At 31.6% G+C, this 19486-nt stretch carries 18 protein-coding genes and 1 tRNA gene; 17 read left to right on the forward strand and 2 right to left on the reverse strand.

Annotation, left to right across the window (positions count from 1 at the left end; all coding sequences use genetic code 11):
- Window positions 1-188: 188 nt before the first annotated feature.
- The gene (rnhC, locus tag B5E75_RS11750) at window positions 189-1097 is read right to left on the reverse strand and encodes a ribonuclease HIII (RefSeq protein WP_087359449.1); all 909 of its coding nucleotides are present in this window, start codon (window positions 1095-1097) and stop codon (window positions 189-191) included.
- Between the two features lie 96 nt (window positions 1098-1193).
- Between rnhC and B5E75_RS11755 the strand changes: the two genes are divergently transcribed.
- The 11 genes from B5E75_RS11755 to B5E75_RS11805 all read left to right on the forward strand — a co-directional run bounded on the left by B5E75_RS11755 (window position 1194) and on the right by B5E75_RS11805 (window position 11607).
- Window positions 1194-1970 carry a CvpA family protein gene (locus B5E75_RS11755; RefSeq protein ID WP_087359451.1) on the forward strand — a complete coding sequence of 259 codons (777 nt, stop codon included), beginning with the start codon at window positions 1194-1196 and terminating at the stop codon, window positions 1968-1970.
- 4 nt (window positions 1971-1974) lie between these two features.
- The gene (locus B5E75_RS11760; protein WP_087359453.1) at window positions 1975-4284 is read left to right on the forward strand and encodes an endonuclease MutS2; all 2310 of its coding nucleotides are present in this window, start codon (window positions 1975-1977) and stop codon (window positions 4282-4284) included.
- On the forward strand, window positions 4284-6059 hold the full coding sequence (uvrC, locus tag B5E75_RS11765; RefSeq protein WP_087359455.1) for an excinuclease ABC subunit UvrC: 1776 nt from the start codon (window positions 4284-4286) through the stop codon (window positions 6057-6059). The genes B5E75_RS11760 and uvrC overlap by 1 nt, the downstream gene beginning before the upstream one ends.
- A 33-nt stretch (window positions 6060-6092) precedes the next feature.
- On the forward strand, window positions 6093-6296 hold the full coding sequence (locus B5E75_RS11770) for a helix-turn-helix domain-containing protein (protein ID WP_087359457.1): 204 nt from the start codon (window positions 6093-6095) through the stop codon (window positions 6294-6296).
- 70 nt (window positions 6297-6366) lie between these two features.
- The gene (locus B5E75_RS11775; RefSeq protein WP_087359459.1) at window positions 6367-7515 is read left to right on the forward strand and encodes a M15 family metallopeptidase; all 1149 of its coding nucleotides are present in this window, start codon (window positions 6367-6369) and stop codon (window positions 7513-7515) included.
- A gap of 2 nt (window positions 7516-7517) precedes the next feature.
- Window positions 7518-8303, forward strand: a complete 786-nt coding sequence (gene murI / locus B5E75_RS11780; protein ID WP_087359461.1) for a glutamate racemase — start codon at window positions 7518-7520, stop codon at window positions 8301-8303.
- Between the two features lie 71 nt (window positions 8304-8374).
- Entirely contained in the window at window positions 8375-9259 is an 885-nt protein-coding gene (locus B5E75_RS11785) for a GerMN domain-containing protein (protein WP_087359463.1), read from the forward strand.
- A 34-nt stretch (window positions 9260-9293) separates the two neighbouring features.
- Entirely contained in the window at window positions 9294-9764 is a 471-nt protein-coding gene (locus tag B5E75_RS11790; RefSeq protein ID WP_087359465.1) for a metallophosphoesterase family protein, read from the forward strand.
- Window positions 9765-9820: 56 nt separating this feature from the next.
- Window positions 9821-10747 carry a hypothetical protein gene (locus tag B5E75_RS11795; RefSeq protein WP_087359467.1) on the forward strand — a complete coding sequence of 309 codons (927 nt, stop codon included), beginning with the start codon at window positions 9821-9823 and terminating at the stop codon, window positions 10745-10747.
- 131 nt (window positions 10748-10878) lie between these two features.
- Window positions 10879-10955, forward strand: a tRNA-Arg gene (locus B5E75_RS11800).
- A gap of 295 nt (window positions 10956-11250) precedes the next feature.
- A complete protein-coding gene (locus B5E75_RS11805) occupies window positions 11251-11607 on the forward strand; it encodes a diacylglycerol kinase family protein (protein WP_087359469.1) in 357 nt (118 codons plus the stop codon).
- Here B5E75_RS11805 and B5E75_RS11810 read toward each other — a convergent pair.
- Entirely contained in the window at window positions 11575-12150 is a 576-nt protein-coding gene (locus B5E75_RS11810) for a hypothetical protein (RefSeq protein ID WP_087359471.1), read from the reverse strand. The genes B5E75_RS11805 and B5E75_RS11810 overlap by 33 nt on opposite strands.
- Before the next feature lie 94 nt (window positions 12151-12244).
- On the opposite strand from B5E75_RS11810, the gene B5E75_RS11815 reads away from it, so the two are divergent.
- The 6 genes from B5E75_RS11815 to B5E75_RS11840 all read left to right on the forward strand — a co-directional run bounded on the left by B5E75_RS11815 (window position 12245) and on the right by B5E75_RS11840 (window position 19456).
- A complete protein-coding gene (locus B5E75_RS11815; RefSeq protein ID WP_087359473.1) occupies window positions 12245-12565 on the forward strand; it encodes a hypothetical protein in 321 nt (106 codons plus the stop codon).
- Between the two features lie 51 nt (window positions 12566-12616).
- Entirely contained in the window at window positions 12617-13414 is a 798-nt protein-coding gene (locus B5E75_RS11820; protein WP_087359474.1) for a hypothetical protein, read from the forward strand.
- Window positions 13407-13985: a dipicolinate synthase subunit B gene (locus B5E75_RS11825; RefSeq protein ID WP_087359476.1), complete on the forward strand. Its 579-nt coding sequence runs from the start codon at window positions 13407-13409 to the stop codon at window positions 13983-13985. Before B5E75_RS11820 ends, B5E75_RS11825 begins: the two co-directional genes overlap by 8 nt.
- A 216-nt stretch (window positions 13986-14201) precedes the next feature.
- The gene (locus B5E75_RS11830; protein WP_087359478.1) at window positions 14202-15896 is read left to right on the forward strand and encodes a ribonuclease J; all 1695 of its coding nucleotides are present in this window, start codon (window positions 14202-14204) and stop codon (window positions 15894-15896) included.
- Between the two features lie 76 nt (window positions 15897-15972).
- Window positions 15973-18225, forward strand: a complete 2253-nt coding sequence (locus B5E75_RS11835; RefSeq protein WP_087359480.1) for a DNA translocase FtsK — start codon at window positions 15973-15975, stop codon at window positions 18223-18225.
- 136 nt (window positions 18226-18361) lie between these two features.
- Window positions 18362-19456 carry a BMP family lipoprotein gene (locus tag B5E75_RS11840; protein WP_087359482.1) on the forward strand — a complete coding sequence of 365 codons (1095 nt, stop codon included), beginning with the start codon at window positions 18362-18364 and terminating at the stop codon, window positions 19454-19456.
- Window positions 19457-19486: the final 30 nt, after the last annotated feature.

Consider the following 19486-nt stretch of genomic DNA (forward strand, 5'->3'; position numbering starts at 1 on the left):
GAACATTATACAAGTAATACAACATTAGCTGCATAAAGAAAAATGAAGTTGTCTCCTCGGCAACTTCATCAAAAACATTTTTAATTATTTCACCTGTCTACTTGACAGGGGCGGTTCATATCAACAAATAGCTTTTTCTTATATCTTTTTAGTTTTTGACTATAATAAAAAAGAATGGTCACCCATTCTTACTGTTCTTTCAACAACGCTTTGACACGTTTTGTATTTGTAAAATTAAGCTTGACGACTTTTGTTAAAATATTTTGACCATATTTTGCTGCAATTTTTGCAGCCACTAGATCGACTTGAGAACTCGTACCACGAACTAAGTTCATCTTTAAACTTTTTGACATATTGGCAAAATATTGTAAATAAGCATATCGTGATAAAATTTCAGCTGCCAACACTGCCATGTATTTCTTTTCAGCCTCAGTCACAAACATTAAGTCTTTAACAACAATCACTTCATTTTTTAAATAATTAAAATATGTTTTTGGGGAAACAAACTGATTGATGACTTTTACTTTTACATTCTGTTTCACTTTTTGCATGACATTGACAGTTGCCTGATTGTAGAGTTTAGATTTAATATTAGCCTGATTAAAACCATCATTAATCATTTTATTATAATGAGAATTATCTAAAATCAATAAACTATAGATGAGCTGGTCTTTAATAAGTTTTGCACATTGAATGATTTCCCGATTACTTAAAGTTGTTATATCATCTATTTTTAATTCTTTTAAGAGGGCAATATCTTTTTCTTGAACATAACATGATACAACACATATAGGACCTAAATAATCTGTTGAGCCGGTTTCTGCACATCCAATATGATGGTATGGAAAGACATCATCAGTATCTGTGGTTATAGTAGCTAATTTTTTTGCAATCTTCTTAGACCAGTGTTTGGCCTCCTGAATAGCATTAGAACCTAAAAACTCAACCGTCTGATTATTTTTGGCAATAATATCACAACCAATAGCGTGGGCTTTAAATACAAGGTCTGTGTCATCAACTGGAACCATTTGACTATCATAATATTTTTTCATTTTTTCCAATGTACTTTGTTCAACTTTTAGTATAATTGGCTCCACGTTAATCACCTCATTATTATTTTAACATAATTTTGTTAATTTTGACAGAACATTTTTCAAATGTTATAATATCGGCGTTTATAAGGAGGGTTTTTCTTGAATTTTTCTTTTATTGATATACTTTGTGTCGCCTTTTTACTGATATGTGCGATTTTTGGCTATAGAAAAGGTTTTATTGTACAGCTCTATGATATTATCAGTTTTTTATTAGTTTTGTTTTTGGTTTATTTATTAAGTGAACCATTGGCTTCCATATGGACCATCTATTCTTGTGATCAAAGTGATTTTATTGCGTCCATGATAGGTAATATGATTAATCGTCTGATTGTTGGATTTATTCTTTTTATTGCATTGATGATCATCAAAAAAGTGATTGGTGTCTTTGTTAAACCAGCACTCAAAGGAATCATGCATTCTTTAGCTTTGACATCTTTACTTGATCGTTTGCTTGGCCTTATCAGCCATGTTTTAGAAGGGATTATCACACTTTATCCGGTTCTTATTTTTCTTGTTGTTCCTTTTTATCCACAGGGACGAACAATGATCGAACAATCTTTTTTGGCTCAAAAGATTGTAGACATGGTTCCAAGTGTCAGTCAGACTGTTTTAGATATGACTGATCTATTACAAGAAAATCAAAATATGGAAACCTACTCACAAGATATTCTAGCAAGGCTTACATTACAGGCTTTAACTTTTGATATAATTGATGAACAGGAGGCTTTAAAGATTTTTGAAAAACATATTTTTCAATCCAATGGACAATCTATTGAGCTTAATGCATCACAGTTTGAACAACTCAAAAATTTATTAGAAAATGCCCATTATTCACCTCAGCAAATTCAAGATTTTTTATCTCAGATAAGGATGTGACAATATGAAAACAATCTATGAAACATTAGAAATGAACAAAATTCAAGAACAATTGCTTCATTACTGTGCTTCAACACTTGGAAAAGATAAAATACAATCTTTACAAATGTTTGATGATGAAGAAGAAATTCAAGAAGCATTGGATAAAGTTGAAGAAGCAATGCAGTTTGTTGAACGACTTGGTCGATTGCCATTAGGTGGTCTTACTGATATGACTTCAAGTTTAAAAAAAGCCAATCGTGATGGAACATTGACAGGTGAAGAACTTTTATTGGTTCAAGCTCATCTTGAATGCGTCATGCATGTCCAGAATTATTTTCAAAATAGTGAAATAACCGTGCGATTTTTAAAAGATCTTTATGAAGGTTTGGTTGATCAACCGCATCTTCGTGATGAAATCACAAGATGTATTGCTTTAGATGGAACAATTAATGATCAGGCCAGTCCTCAACTTTTACATATTCGACGTCAGATTAAAAATTTACAAAGTCAAATGCGTTCACGCATGGAACATCTCGTAAAAGAAAGTCGTGATTATTTATCCATTGATCAGATGACAACACGTAATAATCGTCTGGTCTTGCCGGTGCAGTCAAGCCATAAAAATCAGATACAGGGTCTTATTCATGCTCAAAGTGCTACTGGTCAGACGGTTTATATTGAACCGGCTGAAGTCGTTGGAATGAATAATCAAATCAGTTTATATGAAGCTCAGGAAAAAGAAGAAATCAGACGTATTCTTTATCAGCTTTCACAGCTTGTTAAAAATCATTATTATCATTTTCATTTTAATTTAGAATTATTGAGTGAACTTGATTTTATTTTTGCGAAAGCTCAATTTGGTGTGCTCTATCATTGTGTTCGTCCTGTTATTCAAAAAGATGGAAACGAACTTTCTCTTTTAGAAGCCCGACATCCTTGTATTGATCAGGATAAAGTTGTAGCCAATGATATTATTTTAAAAAATCATCGTGTCTTATTGATTACTGGAAGTAACACAGGAGGGAAGACGGTGACCTTAAAAACAGCGGGGTTACTCTCTTTTATGGCTATTTGTGGTTTACCTGTTCCGGCTCGTGAAGCAACAATTCCATTATTTGATCAAATTTATGTCGATTTGGGTGATGAACAATCTATTGAACAGTCGCTTTCCACTTTTTCTAGTCATATGATGAAGATGATTGATATCCTTCATAAGGCGACATCTTCAAGTTTAGTCATTTTAGATGAAATTGGTTCAGGAACAGACCCACAAGAAGGGGAAAGTTTAGCTCAAGCTATTTTATCACGCTTTATAGATATACATTCTTTTGTTTTGACGTCAACCCATTATGGACGTTTAAAAACTTTTGCCAGTGAACATTCTGAAATTTTAATGGCAGCGGTTGGTTTTGATTTACAGGCTATGAAACCCACATATCACCTTCAATTAGAGAGTATTGGACAATCTTATGCGATTGAGATTGCTGAACTATTAGGGTTGGATCATGAAATCGTTCAAAAAGCTCGAGAAATAAAAAATGAGGCAATGAGTGAACATGAAAAACTGATGGAATTATTACAGTCAAAAGAAACTCTTTTAGAACAAAAAGAACAAGATTTACAAAAGAGTATGCAGGAAGCAATGCAACTCAAAAAACAATATGAACATGCTTTGCATCAATGGGAACATCAAAAAGATCAGATGTTGCAAAAGGCAAAAGATGAGGCCAATGATATTGTTGAAAAAGCCAAAACAGATGTTCAAGATATTTTGGATACAATGAAGCAATCGACAATGAAACAACATGAAATCATTCAAACAAAACATGATTTAGATCAGTTAAAATATGTTCAACAAGATGTTGTTTACAAGCAGCAACATGCCTTACATGTTGGTGATCATGTACGTGTTTTGAAAATGAATAGAGAAGGAGATATTGTTGAAATCTTAAAGAATCATATGATTATGGTTTCTTTATCCGGGTTGAATGTGAAATTACATGAAGATGAGGTGCTTTATTTACATCCTCAAACAAAGGTGAAAAAAGTCGAAAAGGCCAAAGTGAAAAAATCAACAGTATCAAAAACAGGAACTTATGAATTGAATATTATTGGGAAAAGATATGAGGAAGCGATGAGTCTGGTTGATAAGTTTTTAGATGATGCTCTTGTTTTAGGGTATCCACATGTACGTATTATTCATGGTATGGGAACAGGAACATTACGTAAAGGGGTGCGTCGCTTACTGGATAAAAATAAGCATGTTGTTTCATATCGTGATGGGGGTCCTAATGAAGGCGGATTAGGAGCTACGTTGGTGTATTTTGAATAATGAATGATTTAATTAAAAATAAACTCTCTTTATTACCATCTTCGCCTGGATGTTATCTTATGAAAAATAAAGAGGGGACAGTTATTTATGTTGGTAAAGCCAAAAAATTAAAAAATCGTGTCCATTCGTATTTTGTAGGTGTGCATAATTATAAAACAACAAAACTTGTGAGTGAAATTGTAGATTTTGATTATATTGTGACAGATAGTGAAAAAGAAGCTCTATTATTGGAAATTAATTTAATTAAAGACTATTCACCACAATACAATATTATGTTCATGGATAATACTTATTATCCATATATTCAAATGACAAATGAAACTCACCCAAGATTAAGAATTGTACGTAATGCTAAAGAAAGAAAAGCCAAACATTTTGGACCTTTTCCAGATGCGACAGCAGCCAGAGAAACATATAAATTACTCAATCGTCTTTATCCATTACGTAAATGTAATCACATTCCTAAGAAGCCTTGTCTTTATTATTCGTTAGGACAATGTCTGGCTCCATGTATTCAGGAGGTAGATGTTGAAATTTATAATGATATCAAAAAATCAATTACCAAATTGTTAAATGGAGATATCAAAGAAAAAGTCAGTGAATTGACAGAAAAAATGAATCAAGCCAGTGAACAATTGAATTTTGAACAGGCTAAAGAGTATCGTGACCTCATTTCTCATATTCGTTATGTCACAGCAAAACAGCATGTTCAATTTAATGATCAGGTTGATCGAGATATTCTTGGTTATTATGTAGATCATGGCTATTTAAGTATACAGTTATTTTTCATGCGTCATGGAAAATTGTTATCACGAGATTTAAATCTGATTCCTATTGAAGACCATGTTCAAGAAAGTTTACAACAGTTTATGGTATCTTTTTATCAAAATAACACACTTCCAAAAGAAATTTTAGTGCCTTTGGATATGGATATTGATTTATTGTCACAAATTATTGAATGTAAAATTTTAAAACCTCAAAAAGGAAATAAAGCTTCATTAGTTCAGATGGCTATTGAAAATGCAAAAGAATCATTAGAAAAAAAATTTCAGCTTATGGAAAAAAATGAAGCCGCAACTTTAGGAGCTATTCAACAATTAGGAGAGTTATTACAAATGCCTCATCCTCCTCATATCATTGAACTCTTTGATAACTCAAATATTCAAGGAGCTTATGCTGTGGCAGGAATGGTTTGTTTTAAAGATGGTGTACCTTCTAAAAAAGATTATCGTAAGTTTAAAATTAAAACAGTAGAAGGTCCAGATGATTATGGCAGTATGCGTGAGGTAATCTATCGACGTTATTATCGTGTGCTTATGGAAAATCTGACACCACCGGACATGATTATTGTTGATGGGGGACTGGGACAGATTCACGCAGCTAAAGAAGTGATAGATGCTTTAGGTATGTCTATTCCTGTTTATGGTTTGGCTAAAGATGATAAGCATTCAACAGCAATGTTATTAGATACAGAAGGACATCCTATTTCTATTCATCCTAAAAGTGAATTATTCTTTTTATTAACACGTATGCAAGATGAGGTGCATCGTTATGCTATTAGCTTCCATAAAAATGTACGTTCTAAATCATTGTTTGCATCAACTTTAGATCAAATAGAAGGTATTGGTCCTAAACGTAAACAACAATTATTGCATCATTTTAAAAGTGTAAAACGTATGAAAGAAGCTTCTTTAGAACAGCTTAAAGAAGTTTTACCTGATAAGGTGGCTCAAGAACTTTTTCAATCTTTACATCCAGATGAGCACAGCTCATAGCCCTTTGACATATATTATTGTGGGAGGGATATAATGCATTCCTTATTAACAAAACGTGAAAAACAAATTTTTACACTCTTAATACAATCTTATACGACAAAGGATATTGCTGAAAAACTATATATTAGTGAAAAGACAGTTCGTAATCATATTTCAAATGTTATTCAAAAGCTGGGAGTAGAATCACGTATACAAGCAGTTTTAGAATTGATGAAAATGAAAGAAATTGATTTTTAGGAATCAATTTCTTTTCTTTCCTTTAAAAATAAAACAATATGTATTATAATAGTCCAGAAAGGGTGATGGCATGAAATTAAAAACATGGCACTTATTTCTTGTAATTATTATTTTATTTGGCTGTTCTTTTTATGTAGTCAATCTTCATTTTGACAAATTTTATCGTGTCAATGGCGTTAATAATGATAATCGTGTTTTAATAGAAAAATATTTAAGTGAAGATGAACAGGAATATTTAATAGATAATCAAATATCTATTGATTTGTTTATTCAATATATAGAGTATGATGATTTTCAACTTGTCAATTATCAATATTATAATTTATTAAAAGGGACAAATCGTTATGACAATACTGAAGATATTTTAGAAACAGGCAATTCTCTTGCAACACGTTTAGAATATCTCTATCATCAACAAGCCTATGATCAGGCTAAAATACTTGTACATAATGCATTAGAAGAAGCTTTTTTAAATACAGATAATTTTCATTTTGATTATATTGATATTTATACTTCTGTAAAAACATTATATCAACAAAATGATTACTCTTTTGTCCAAGATAGTGAAGAATATATTCTCTATCTACAAAGCAAAGGTTATGAAGATTTACAACAGATCAGTCAAATCATGAAGATGTTGACACAGGCTTATAATCAACAGACATTAATGAACTTATTGACAACAACTTTGCCTTCTGATGTGCATATTGTTTTTAATCCTTATGAACTGGATACTTTAGTGAATAAACAAAATTATATTGGTCAATATGAACCTAAAGAATTGATTCTGGTACAAGATATTCCAAGAATCAATTATACAATGTATCTACAAAAAGATGCCTATAATGCACTTTTAAAACTTTATAATGATTTAAGTAAAGAATACAAAGGTTTCTTATTACGTGGAGCCTATCAATCACCACAAACATTGAAAGATGATGAAATGGGATATTGTGAGGCGCAACTTGGTTTAACAATTGAAGTGACTCAATCACAATTGCCTTATCAGGAATTTGCTCAAACAGAAATGGCACAGTGGTTAGAAGAACATGCTTATGAGTATGGATTTATATTAAGATATCCTCAACGTAAAGCATCCATTACTAACCATGCCTATGACGCCCATATTTATCGATATGTTGGCAAATCGTTAGCCAAATCACTACATGATTCCCAATTAACTTTAGAAGAATATCAATTACAAAATGAAGGAGAATAAATATGGATAATCCAATCGGTGTTTTTGATTCAGGAGTTGGAGGACTCACAGTTTTAGACTATATGCTACACCAATTTCCACAGGAAAATATGATTTATATTGGTGATAATGCACATTGTCCTTATGGTGACAAAACAAAGGCACAGCTTTTAGAATATACGAAGCGTATTTGTGATTATTTTGTCAGTCAAAATGTCAAAATGATTATTCTGGCATGTAATACAACAAGTGCCAATGTCTTAGAAGAATTACAAAATTTATATAAAGGTATTCCTATTGTGGGTGTTATTCATTCAACTGTTCATGAATTTCTGGCTCGTCATCATCAACGTGTTTTGGTAATTGCGACTCAAGCAACGATTCACTCTCATAAATATCGTCAGATGATTTTACAATACAATCCCGATACTGTTGTTTATGAATTAGCAACCCCTCAATTGGTTCCAGTCATTGAATCTGGACAATATAAAGCAGGTGTCCATGATTTATTGAATCAGTACTTATCTGCTTATAAAAAACAAGTTGACGCAATTATTTTAGGATGTACTCATTATCCTGTTTTACTTAATCAGATTCAAGAAGTGTTTCCAAATGTTGATTATATTTCCAGTAGTGCCTCTATTTGCCAAGAAGTGGCATCTTATTTGAAAAATCATCAATTAGAAAATCAATCATCATGTACTGGAAATATTCAAATATATACAACAGGAGATCCTCAAAAGTTTTTTCAATCTTCGTATGGCTTTTTTGATTTTCAAAATTTTATAGTCAAACATCTTGATTTATAAAAGGTTCTTTCGAGAATCTTTTTTTATCATATTTTTAAAGGCTTCATCATATTCTGTTTTGAGGTGGAAACATGGATAAGAAGGTTGTTGTCGTAGCTCTTTTGATTGTTTGTTTAAGTACATTTTCATGGTTTTATTTAAATCAAGATCAAAAACAGGAAGCGAATGAAACTTATATACAAACTGTTATTTTCCAAGATCAGGATCATGATTTGATACCAGTCAGTATTAATCTGCATAATCAAATGGAGATGGAAACAGATATACGAAATAAGATAGATCTGATGCAATCTTCCCAATTACAGACCTATGGATTATATCCAGTTCTTGATGCACAGTTGGAAATTCAATCTATCGAACTCAATAATCATATTTTAACTGTCAGTTTTAATGATTTTTTATATACCCAGCATAATGATTTCAACGTTATTGAAGCATTGACTTATGTTTTGACTGATTATGATCAAGTTGAGCAGTTATATCTACAGATTGATGGTCAAGATATTTCTCATTTACCTAATAGTACAATTCCTTTAAATCATTTAACCAAAGATTTAGGATTGAATAATTTTGAAGATGCATCTACTTTTTTACATGAAAGTATTCCTGTCATGGTTTATCAAGAAAAGACTGTAGGTGATTATCTTTATTATGTACCTAAAACATTAAGAATTCATGAACAAGCTGATTTGTTTCTTCAAGTGAAAACAATTTTAAATCATATTAATAGTAAGATTCATTTGTTAGATGCAACATTAAAAGATCATATTTTAACACTCGAATTGGATTCACACATTTTATTAGATAATGAAACGATTGATCGTACTTTAGAAGAATTAATGATTTTGTCATTAAAATCATTAAACGATGTTGAAGATGTGCAAATTTATATTAATGGAGAAAATGTCAGAAGTCAGGAAACATCACAAATTCATTATAATTATATTAAAATGTAAAATTTTTTGGTATAATAAAGTCTAGGTGATGAAAATGAAAAAAATTGTAATTATGTCAGATAATCATGGTGATCAATCAATGATAGACTATGTTAAAGAACAAGAACAGGGGGCTGATTATTTCGTTCACTGTGGCGATAGTGAGGCATATGATATCAGAGTCCTTGAGGGTTTTATTTGTGTTAAAGGAAATAATGACTGGTCTTTAGATTTGCCAAAAGAAGCGCGTTTAAATGTAGAAGGAGTTCCTATTTTTATTACACATGGGCAGTATTTTGGATATTTTAACAGGGAACTGGTAATGAATGATCTTCTAACCAGACATCATTGTCGTGTATTGATATCAGGACATACACATATGCCTATGTTTGAAAAAGATGGAGATTTTTACTACATTAATCCCGGTTCAACAACATTACCACGTGGTGGTAGTGATAGAAGTTATGGTGTTTTATTGATTGATAATGGAAAACTTGATTTTCGTCTAAAAAAGATACAAAAATAAAGTGATTTTCATTGAGGTATAAAAACATCTCAATGAAATGTATGGGAGGAATCATGATGTCAGATGAAAAAATAGCTTTTGATATAGATCAAAAATTAGTTGTCAATGGTCAATTATATTTAAAAGATCAATTGCCACCTCAAATGAGTTTTGCTATATACGCTTATGGCAGTCCAGATATCTTGGATGTTGTTGCTTTTATAGATGCCAGTCAGGAACAGGATGGTAGTCAGGGTATGATAATCACACCACAGGCATTTTATTTTCAGTTAGGACAAACTGGACATATTAACTTTGAGGACATAACAAGTTTGCAGTTGGAAAAACATCATCAAAATCCTAGTGTGAAAGCAATTGTGAAAACTGCACAAGGAGGTTTTGCTTTTAGACGTCAAACCATTGATCCAGAAGTTTTTCTAGATATTCTTTCGCAAGTGACAGGCTTACATATTGATTTAAAGATGACCGTTCATGAAAAAGTAGCTTATTATATTTCAATTGTTCTTAATGATCTTGCAGGAGATGTTTATGAGGATCTGGAATTGAATCAAGAAGAAAAAAAATTCATGAAGGAACTGACTCAAGAACTTCAAATCATTGAAGGGTTGGATGAAGAAAATTATTGTTATGAATTGGAACATCTTTGTTCAAGAGCATGGGAATTTTTTGATGAGCTGGGATTAGATAGTGAAGAAGTTGATGAATTATATAAGATTCACGAAGAATTTGAACGTCTTCATCAAATTGATGATCAAAAAATAAATGATGCTCAAGCATTTTATGACGAGATGGTTAATCAATATCAGCAAGGAAATACACAAATGTATGATCAAGTGAAAGATGCAATGGCTCAATTGGGTATTGATGAAAGAGAACTGGCAGGGAAATCAATGGAAGACATAAAAGATTATTTTTGTCATCGATTAGGTATTTCTCGCAATGTTATGGATCATCTCATTCAGAAAATGACACATAAAAACTAAGTTTTGATAAATCAGTTTTCCTATCATGGAGATACTGATTTTTTTATATGAATTTTTTTATAAAAAAGTAAAAAAACTCTTGCATGTTCTAAAATGTTATGCTAATATATATGAGCAGTCGAAAAACAGATGTCTACGTAGCTCAGCTGGATAGAGCACACGCCTTCTAAGCGTGCGGTCGCGGGTTCGAATCCCTCCGTGGACGCCATTTGTAAATTGCCTTGATGTATCAAGGTTTATAGAATCAACTTTCTTCAATGAGTTGATTCTTTTTTTATGTTTTATAAGAATCATTAAATAAGATATATTATTAAAATAGAAAGCAGATGATATATGTTATCATAAATGATTTTATAAAGTGAATCCAATTTGAAAGTTTTTTATTGTAAAACAACTAGAGCCTATTGTCTTTCTATGCTATAATTTGAAAAGATGATAATATCAAAAAAATTGTTTTTGTAGAAGGAGGAAAGTATCAAGTTCATAAACTTGATGTAAAGATTATGCATAAAGATCCATTTTATAAAAGTTTAGGTTATGCTATTTCAGGAATTATACATTGTATTCAAAAAGAAAGAAATATTAAAATTCATTTTCTCTTTATGTTTCTTGTTGTGATATGTGGTTTCATATTTCATTTATCTGTTATGGAATGGTTTATCTGTATTCTTTTGTTTGCTTTAGTTATTTCTTTAGAATTAGTGAACACTGCTATTGAAGCAGTTGTGGATTTATGTACACATGAAATTCATCCACTTGCCAAAACAGCAAAAGACACAGCGGCAGGAGCTGTGCTGGTGAGTGCGATGGCTTCTGTTATTGTTGGTTTAATGATTTTTATTCCAAAATTGTTTAACTGAGTAAGTCATATGACTTACTTTTTTCATTTGTCGATCAATGGCATAAAGATATAAACAGATAAAAAAGATATATAATATTTCTATCATGCCAGTAATGGCACCACTGACAAGAAACAAAAGAACAAGAACCTGTAAACCTACATGAAAAATCCAATGTGTCTGTAGATAAACATTTGGAAATTGAAGTGAGAGTTCATGTGTATAGATTTGTAAGAGTAAAATAAAAAGAATGGAAGCTGACATAGAGGCATATACATGAATAGATGATAGCCATGTTGGTGTATTCGTATAGGGACAAATACTTCCAATACACATAGATAGTGTAGCTAATACAATAAGAAAAGGAATATACAAAGGATAATGATATAAATAATGAAAATGGCGATATGTCTGATAAGCAAAAAATATAGCACAGATGATGGTATAAATCATCACAAGAAAGTGATATTCGGGAATGGTTGAAACACCAGTAATGTTGTTGTAGATAATATCTTTTCTTGTTGCAATAAAAAAAGTAAAAAGAAAAATGAAAAAATAAGACATAATGACACCTCTTGAAAAAATTATATACTTTTTTTCAAAAATAAAAAGAAAAATCCATAAAAAATGTATATATAAATAGTAGGAGGATAAAAAAATGAAAGTTAATTTAAAAGAAATGAATATTTTAATGAATGATATGGAAGTTTTTGGAAAGAAGATTAATATGACATGCCATCTTTTACCAACAGAATCTCAAACAATAAAGGATGTTATTGTGGAAGCCAAAGTAGGGGTTCATGAAGATACATACAACTATCTTATGGTTGTCCATTATCAGCTTGAAATAACAGATGAAATCAAGGATGAAAAGGAATTAGTATGGAAAGCATCTGATTATATTTTGCCACATTTATCTATGTTTATGCAAATATTAGATGAACAGATTGAAAATCAAAAAAATATTTTTTGTTCATAAAACTATCACCAAATTCAAAAGAATTCATATTTTAAAATGAGGTGACTAGGAATGCTTGTTTTTGTTAATCATGATGATTTACGTGGACAGGAATTAATGGAAGAATTGATTCGTCAAGGTTATTATGTCACAGATGAGTGGAGTGATTTGCGTTTTTGTCAGATGATTTACTTAGGAATGAAGGGTGTTGATTGCAAAAATCATCTTTTCTTGCATCATGAAACGATTGTGGTAGAAGACAGTATATGGAAACAGTTGCAACCACATACAAAAATCTTTACAATCGTGCATAATCGTTATTTGGAGGAATTAGGTAAACAATATCATTTTGAATATGAAGCATTTTTGGATGATGAATATTTCATCAATCAAAATAGTCTATTAACAGCTGAAGGTATGCTTGCTTATTTGATTTCACATCGTCGTTTTCCATTATATCAAAGTCAAGTTCATGTTTTAGGTTATGGTCATTGTGGCAAAGCAATTGTCAAAGCACTAGTGGCTTTACAGGCTTGTGTTCATGTCGGTGTAAGAAATAATCAGTTATTTGACGATATTAAAAAAGCTCATGCAAAGCCGTATTGTCTTCAAGATATGGATTTATCGTCTTGTGAAATTTTGATTAATACCGTTCCATCACAAATTGTCACTCCTAAGCATTTGGATCAGGCACATTCTCATATGATGATTCTAGATATAGCTTCCTATCCTTATGGGGTCGATCATCATTATGCCTTATCTAAAGGTTTCAACAGTATTATTTTACCATCTATTCCCAGTAAATATGCCTATGGTTATGCTGGAAAAATGATGGCAGATCAAATAGAAAGGGAAATCAATCATGAATAAAATTGGATTTGCTGTAACGGGTTCATTTTGTAGTATGGATGATATGCTTGATGTATTAAAACAACTTTGTCAAAACTATGAAGTAGAGGTATTTGTAACACCGCATGTTTATAAGATGGATACACGTTTTTATTCACATTCTGAGTTAATATCACATATTCAGAATATAACAGGTAAAAAAGTGCATACGACAATTCAAGAAGCCGAAATTTATGGTCCTCATCCTCAACTTGATGCTGTTGTTGTCTATCCTTGTGATGCCACAACATTGAATAAGATAGATTTGGGGATTAATGATAATTGTGTAACGATGCTTGTCAAATCTTGTGTTCGTAATCAGATTCCTATTGTTTTAGGTGTTTATTCAAATGACATTCTTTCTAGTAGTGGTGTTCATCTTTTATCTCTGTTTAATAAGAAAAATTATTATTTTGTTCCGATGTTTCAAGATCATTATCAAAAGAAACCACAGAGTATGATTGCTGATAAGAATAAAGTCGTCAATACATTAAAAGCTGCTTTCTTACATCAACAATATCAGCCTTTTATCTTGGGATATAAAAAAATTTAACGAACGATATCATATATCAAAATAAGAGCATTATTGTGAGAAATCGTTATTTTAAAGTGAAAATGAAACCTGCTTATTGAAAAATATCAGAAAATGATTTGAAGCATCAAAGAGAATATGTTATGATATTCATACTTTTTGAAAAAATCTATACACAAATGCAAAACAAATGTATAATGATATTAAAGAGTCAATATGAAATGAAAGGGTGAAAGAATGAAAAATGATGTCATAAAATTGATACCTATGGGCGGACAAGCCGAAATGGGCAAAAGTATGTATTGTTTTGAAATTAATAATAAGATTTTTATCATCGATTCGGGTTTTCGTTTTCCTGATTCTGATAAACTAGGTGTTGATGTCATCATTCCTAGTTTTACATATTTAGAAGAAAGAGCTGATCAGGTCGCTGCCATTATTATTACACATGGTCATGATGATGCTATGGCGGCATTACCTTATTTATTGCAGATCATTCATGCTCCAGTTTATGCAACACGTTTAACGGCACTTCTTATCAAACAAATGATTGAACGTTTTCAACGTCATAATCGTGTCAAAATTGATTTAGATTTACAACCTGTTCATCGTAATGCATCGATTGATATTCAAGGTGTTCCTGTTGAATTTTTTCCAGTGACACATTCTATTCCGGGAAGTGTTGGTGTTGCTTTATGGACAAGTCATGGCTATCTTGTCTATAGTGGTGAATTTATTATTGATTTTGGAGCTCCTAAGGAATTTCAATGTGATATTCAAAAAATGATGGAAATAGGGAAGAAAGGTGTTCTGGCTTTATTAGTAGAATCTTCTGGTGCAAAACATGATGGCTATACTTCACCAAATCATAAATTAACAAATAAAATTGATCGTATTTTTGAAGATAGTTATGAAAGAATTATTATTTCAAGTTATGCTCAAAATGTTTTTAGAACACAGGAAATCATTGAGCTGACAAAAAAATACAAACGCCAGATTGTCTTTTATGGTCGTGATAAATATGATAATACGAATACTTTATTGAGAATTGCTCAAAGATCTAAAAAACCTGTTTTGAATGTTGAAGATCATCTATTGGGAGATAAAGATAAGATTGGACAGCCTCAATATGATAGTAACTATGTTATTTTATTAAGTGGAAGCCCTAGACGTATTTATCATGATATTTGTGATATTATTGATGGTGGCGATGATTTATTAAAATTAAGAAAAGGTGATACATTTATTGTAGCTTCTCCAGTTTTACCAGGAACTGAAAAGATTGCCAATAAAGCACATAATGGTTTATATAAAACAGATGCTCATGTGCATTTATTGAAAAATAAAGATTTATTTTCAATGCATGCTTCTAAAGAAGATATTAAAGTTATTATTCAGATTTTTAAACCAAAATATTATATTCCAATGAAAGGTGAATATCAGCATTTTATCTTTAATCAGCAAATAGCCAAAGACATGGATATTCCAGATGAACGTATTATCATTATGGATAATGGTGAACGTATCACATTTGAAGATGGACGTTTATTAGATACACGAGATGTTTTTGAAATAGATGATGTGATGATTGATGGTATTGGTATTGGAGATGTTGGAGAAAAGGTCATTGATGATCGTATTCAACTTGCTAATGATGGTGTTGTCGTTGTTGGTTTAACAATATCAAGAGAAACAAAGGATATTGTTGCTCAAACAGATTGTCAGACAAGAGGATTTGTTTATCTTAAAGATTCAGAATATGTTATTAAACATGTGATTGAAATATGTGAGAAAGTTGTAGGACAATTAAAAGATAATCCAGACATGGAAATTGCTGAAATTAGAAGTATGATGAAAGAACAATCAATGAAATATATTATGAAAGAAACTGGCAAGAAACCTGTTTTTATTGGTGTTGTTGTCGAAATATAAGCGAGAGAAATCTTGCTTTTTCTTTTCATTAATAGGAGATTTTGTTATAATGAAAAATTGAAAGAAGGTGAGCATGATGGCAAAATCAAAACGTTCTAAAAAATCTAAAAATCAGATTTTAGAGGAAAAACTACGTTTAAGAATTATTGTATTGTTTGGTATATTTGCTATTGTTGTATCAGCTTTACGTTTAGGCTTTATTGGAGAGGGAATGCATAATTGTTTTGCTTTTTTAACAGGTCATTTATATGGTGTTGTTTATCTGGCATTGCTTATCCTTTGCTTTTATATTTTATGGAAAGCACAGATTCCACGTTTCAATGGACCAGAAGCAATTGGTATTTATGCTGTATTTGCTAGTGTTTTGACGATGGCTTCTATTCCGGGACAATCACAGGTCAGTGGACTAGGGATCATTTCTACATATATTCAAAGTCAGCAAATGAACAAAGGTGGCTTGATTGGAACATGTTTTTATGGTGTGTTGAGTGCCTTGTTTGAAAGTTTAGGTGCTTTGATTTTTTCTGTTATTATTTTGATTATTGGGTTGGCTTTGATTTTTAGTAAGCTTTATTTTCAGCATCAAAAAGATAAAAAGAAACAAAAAAAGAAGGAACCACAGGAACCTCCTGTACAGACTATTGTTTTAAAGAAAAAATCACACTTTTTTGACTTTATGTCTAAAGATGAAGAAATTCCTCTTTTCCCTGATTCTGCTTTTGAAGATCAGCATGAAGAAAAAATAGATCCAGAAATAACGAGTGCTTTTGAGTTTGATCAAGATCAGATGAAAATAGATATTAAAGAGAAAAAAACTCTCCAAAAGAAAGAAAAAAAATTAGAAGAACCTGTTGAGGAAACACCTGTTCAAACAGATTTATCCCATTATCAGTTGCCACCTTTATCATTATTGTCAACAAAATCAACACATAATGCCAATAAAGAAAGAAGTGCAGCTCAAAAGAATGCGACAAGATTAACAACTGTACTTAAACAATTTGGTGTGAATGCTACAATTGAAAATGCCTTTATTGGTCCAACCATTACAAAATATGAACTCAAGCTGGAAATCGGCACAAGAGTCAATAAAATTTTACAGTTACAAGATGATATTAAATTAGCCCTTGCAACTGCGGATATCAGAATTGAAGCCCCTATACCGGGTAAACCTTATGTTGGTATTGAAGTGCCTAATCAAAGTGGGGCAGTTGTTGGATTTAAAGATGTTTTGAAAAATTTATTATCTCAATCCAAATTTCAACATAATCCTCTTGTTGTTGCATTAGGGAAAGATGTGTCAGGTCAACCAGTTTTTGCCCAATTAGATAAAATGCCCCACCTTTTAATCGCTGGAGCAACAGGTTCTGGAAAATCTGTTTGTGTCAATACGATTATATCATCATTATTAATGCGTGCCAGACCGGATGAAGTTAAACTGATTCTGGTTGATCCTAAAAAGGTTGAATTATCTGTATATAATGGTATTCCACATTTATTGGCACCGGTTGTGACTGATCCTAAAAAGGCAGCAGCTGTTTTACGTGAAGTTGTTGCTGAAATGGAAAGACGTTATGATTTATTCGCCAGTGTAAATGCCAGAAACATTCAAGGATATAACGAACTTGCTAAAAAATATAATCATGAACATGAAGACGGTCAAAAAGAAATATTGCCATATCATGTGATTATTCTTGATGAGGTTGCTGATTTGATGATGGTAGCCAGTAAAGATGTTGAGGATTGTATCATGCGTATTTCACAAATGGCACGTGCGGCTGGTATTCATTTGATTGTCGCAACACAAAGACCTTCAACTGATATTATTACGGGTGTCATTAAGGCAAATATTCCTTCACGTATCGCTTTTGCAGTTTCTTCAAGCATTGATTCACGTACTATTCTTGATACATCTGGAGCTGAAAAACTATTAGGAAAAGGTGATATGCTTTTTTCACCAATGGGTTCATCATCTCCAACAAGAGTGCAGGGGTGTTTTGTCACTGATGAAGAAGTTGCAGCTATTGTCCATTATGTATCTTCGCAACAGGAAGCTGTCTATGAAGATAAATATGTTAATGTCAAATCGTTGTCTTCATCACAAAGTCATGATAGTTTTGATGAAGAAGATGAAGAATATGAAATGTGTCGAGAATTTGTGATACAGGCTCAAAAAGCATCAACTTCTTTATTGCAAAGAAAATTTAGAATTGGTTATAATAAAGCGGCACGTATTATCGATCGTTTAGAAGAAGATGGTGTCATTGGACCACAACTTGGCAGTAAACCACGAGAAGTTTATATTCGACAATACCATGAAGAAGATCTATAAAACATTGATTTTATCAATATAATTTTATTTTATCATTAAGAGAAAATGACTGATTACAAAGATATTTGTCGTTTTCTCTTTTTATTTTGTGAAAATGATGTTAAAATAAGGGTAGAATGTTAAAGGAGGAAAAAGTATGAAAAAAATGTTTGCGTCTTTATTGGCATTATCTATGGTGCTGGTAGGATGTGGTAGTGGTGGAGGAGATTCAGAAGACAAAACTCCAGAAATTGCACTTGTTACTGATCAGGGAACAATCTCTGACAAATCATTTAATCAATCTGCATGGGAAGCGGTTGAGGAATATGGTGATAAAAATGAGGTGGGTACAAAATATTATAAACCATCAAGTTTTGATACAGCAGGTTATACTCAACAAATTGAAAATGCAATTGAAAATGGAGCAAAAATTGTTGTTTGTCCTGGTTACAAATTTAATCAGACAATTGCAAATATTCAAAATGAATATCCAGATGTAAGCTTTATCTTAATTGATGGAACACCTGCTGAAGCAGAAGAAACACCTGCTGAACCAGCTAAAAATGTTTACTGTGCAAAATATGAAGAAGCACAACCGGGATATTTAGCAGGATATGCTGCTGTTAAAGAAGGTTATACAAAATTAGGTTTCATGGGTGGTATTAGTTTACCTGCTGTTATTAACTATGGTTATGGTTATTTACAAGGTGCAAATGATGCTGCTAAAGAATTAGGAATTCAAGTAGAAGTGAAATATACATATACAGGTTCATTTAATGAATCTCCAGATATTCAGTCAAAAGCTGCTGGATGGTATAACACAGGAACTGAAATTATTTTCTCTTGTGGTGGACAAATCTGTAACTCAATCTTTGCTGCTGCTGAACAAACAAATAAAATGACTATTGGTGTTGATAGTGATCAAAAAGATGCAAGTCAGACTGTATTAACTTCAGCTATGAAAGGTGTTAAGAAAACTGTTGCTGATGAAATAGCTGCTGTTTATGCAGGAACTTTTGAAGGTGGATTACATATTTTAAATGCTGAAGGTGACTATGTAGGATTATCTGATGATTTTTCAAGATTTAAAAAATTCACACAAACTGATTATGAAAAAGTTTTTGAAACTGTAAAAAATGGAACAGTTAAAATCATTACAAATGATGATGTTGAAAAGGATGCTCAAGGAAATCCAAATACAAAAACTTTAAAAGATGTTTTAACAAATGTAACTGTATCTTATGAAAAATAGTGGAAAGGGGTAGGTTTGTGCCTACTCTTT

This window comes from Massiliimicrobium timonense, from assembly GCF_002160865.1.
Classification (GTDB): Bacteria; Bacillota_I; Bacilli_A; order Erysipelotrichales; family Coprobacillaceae; genus Allocoprobacillus.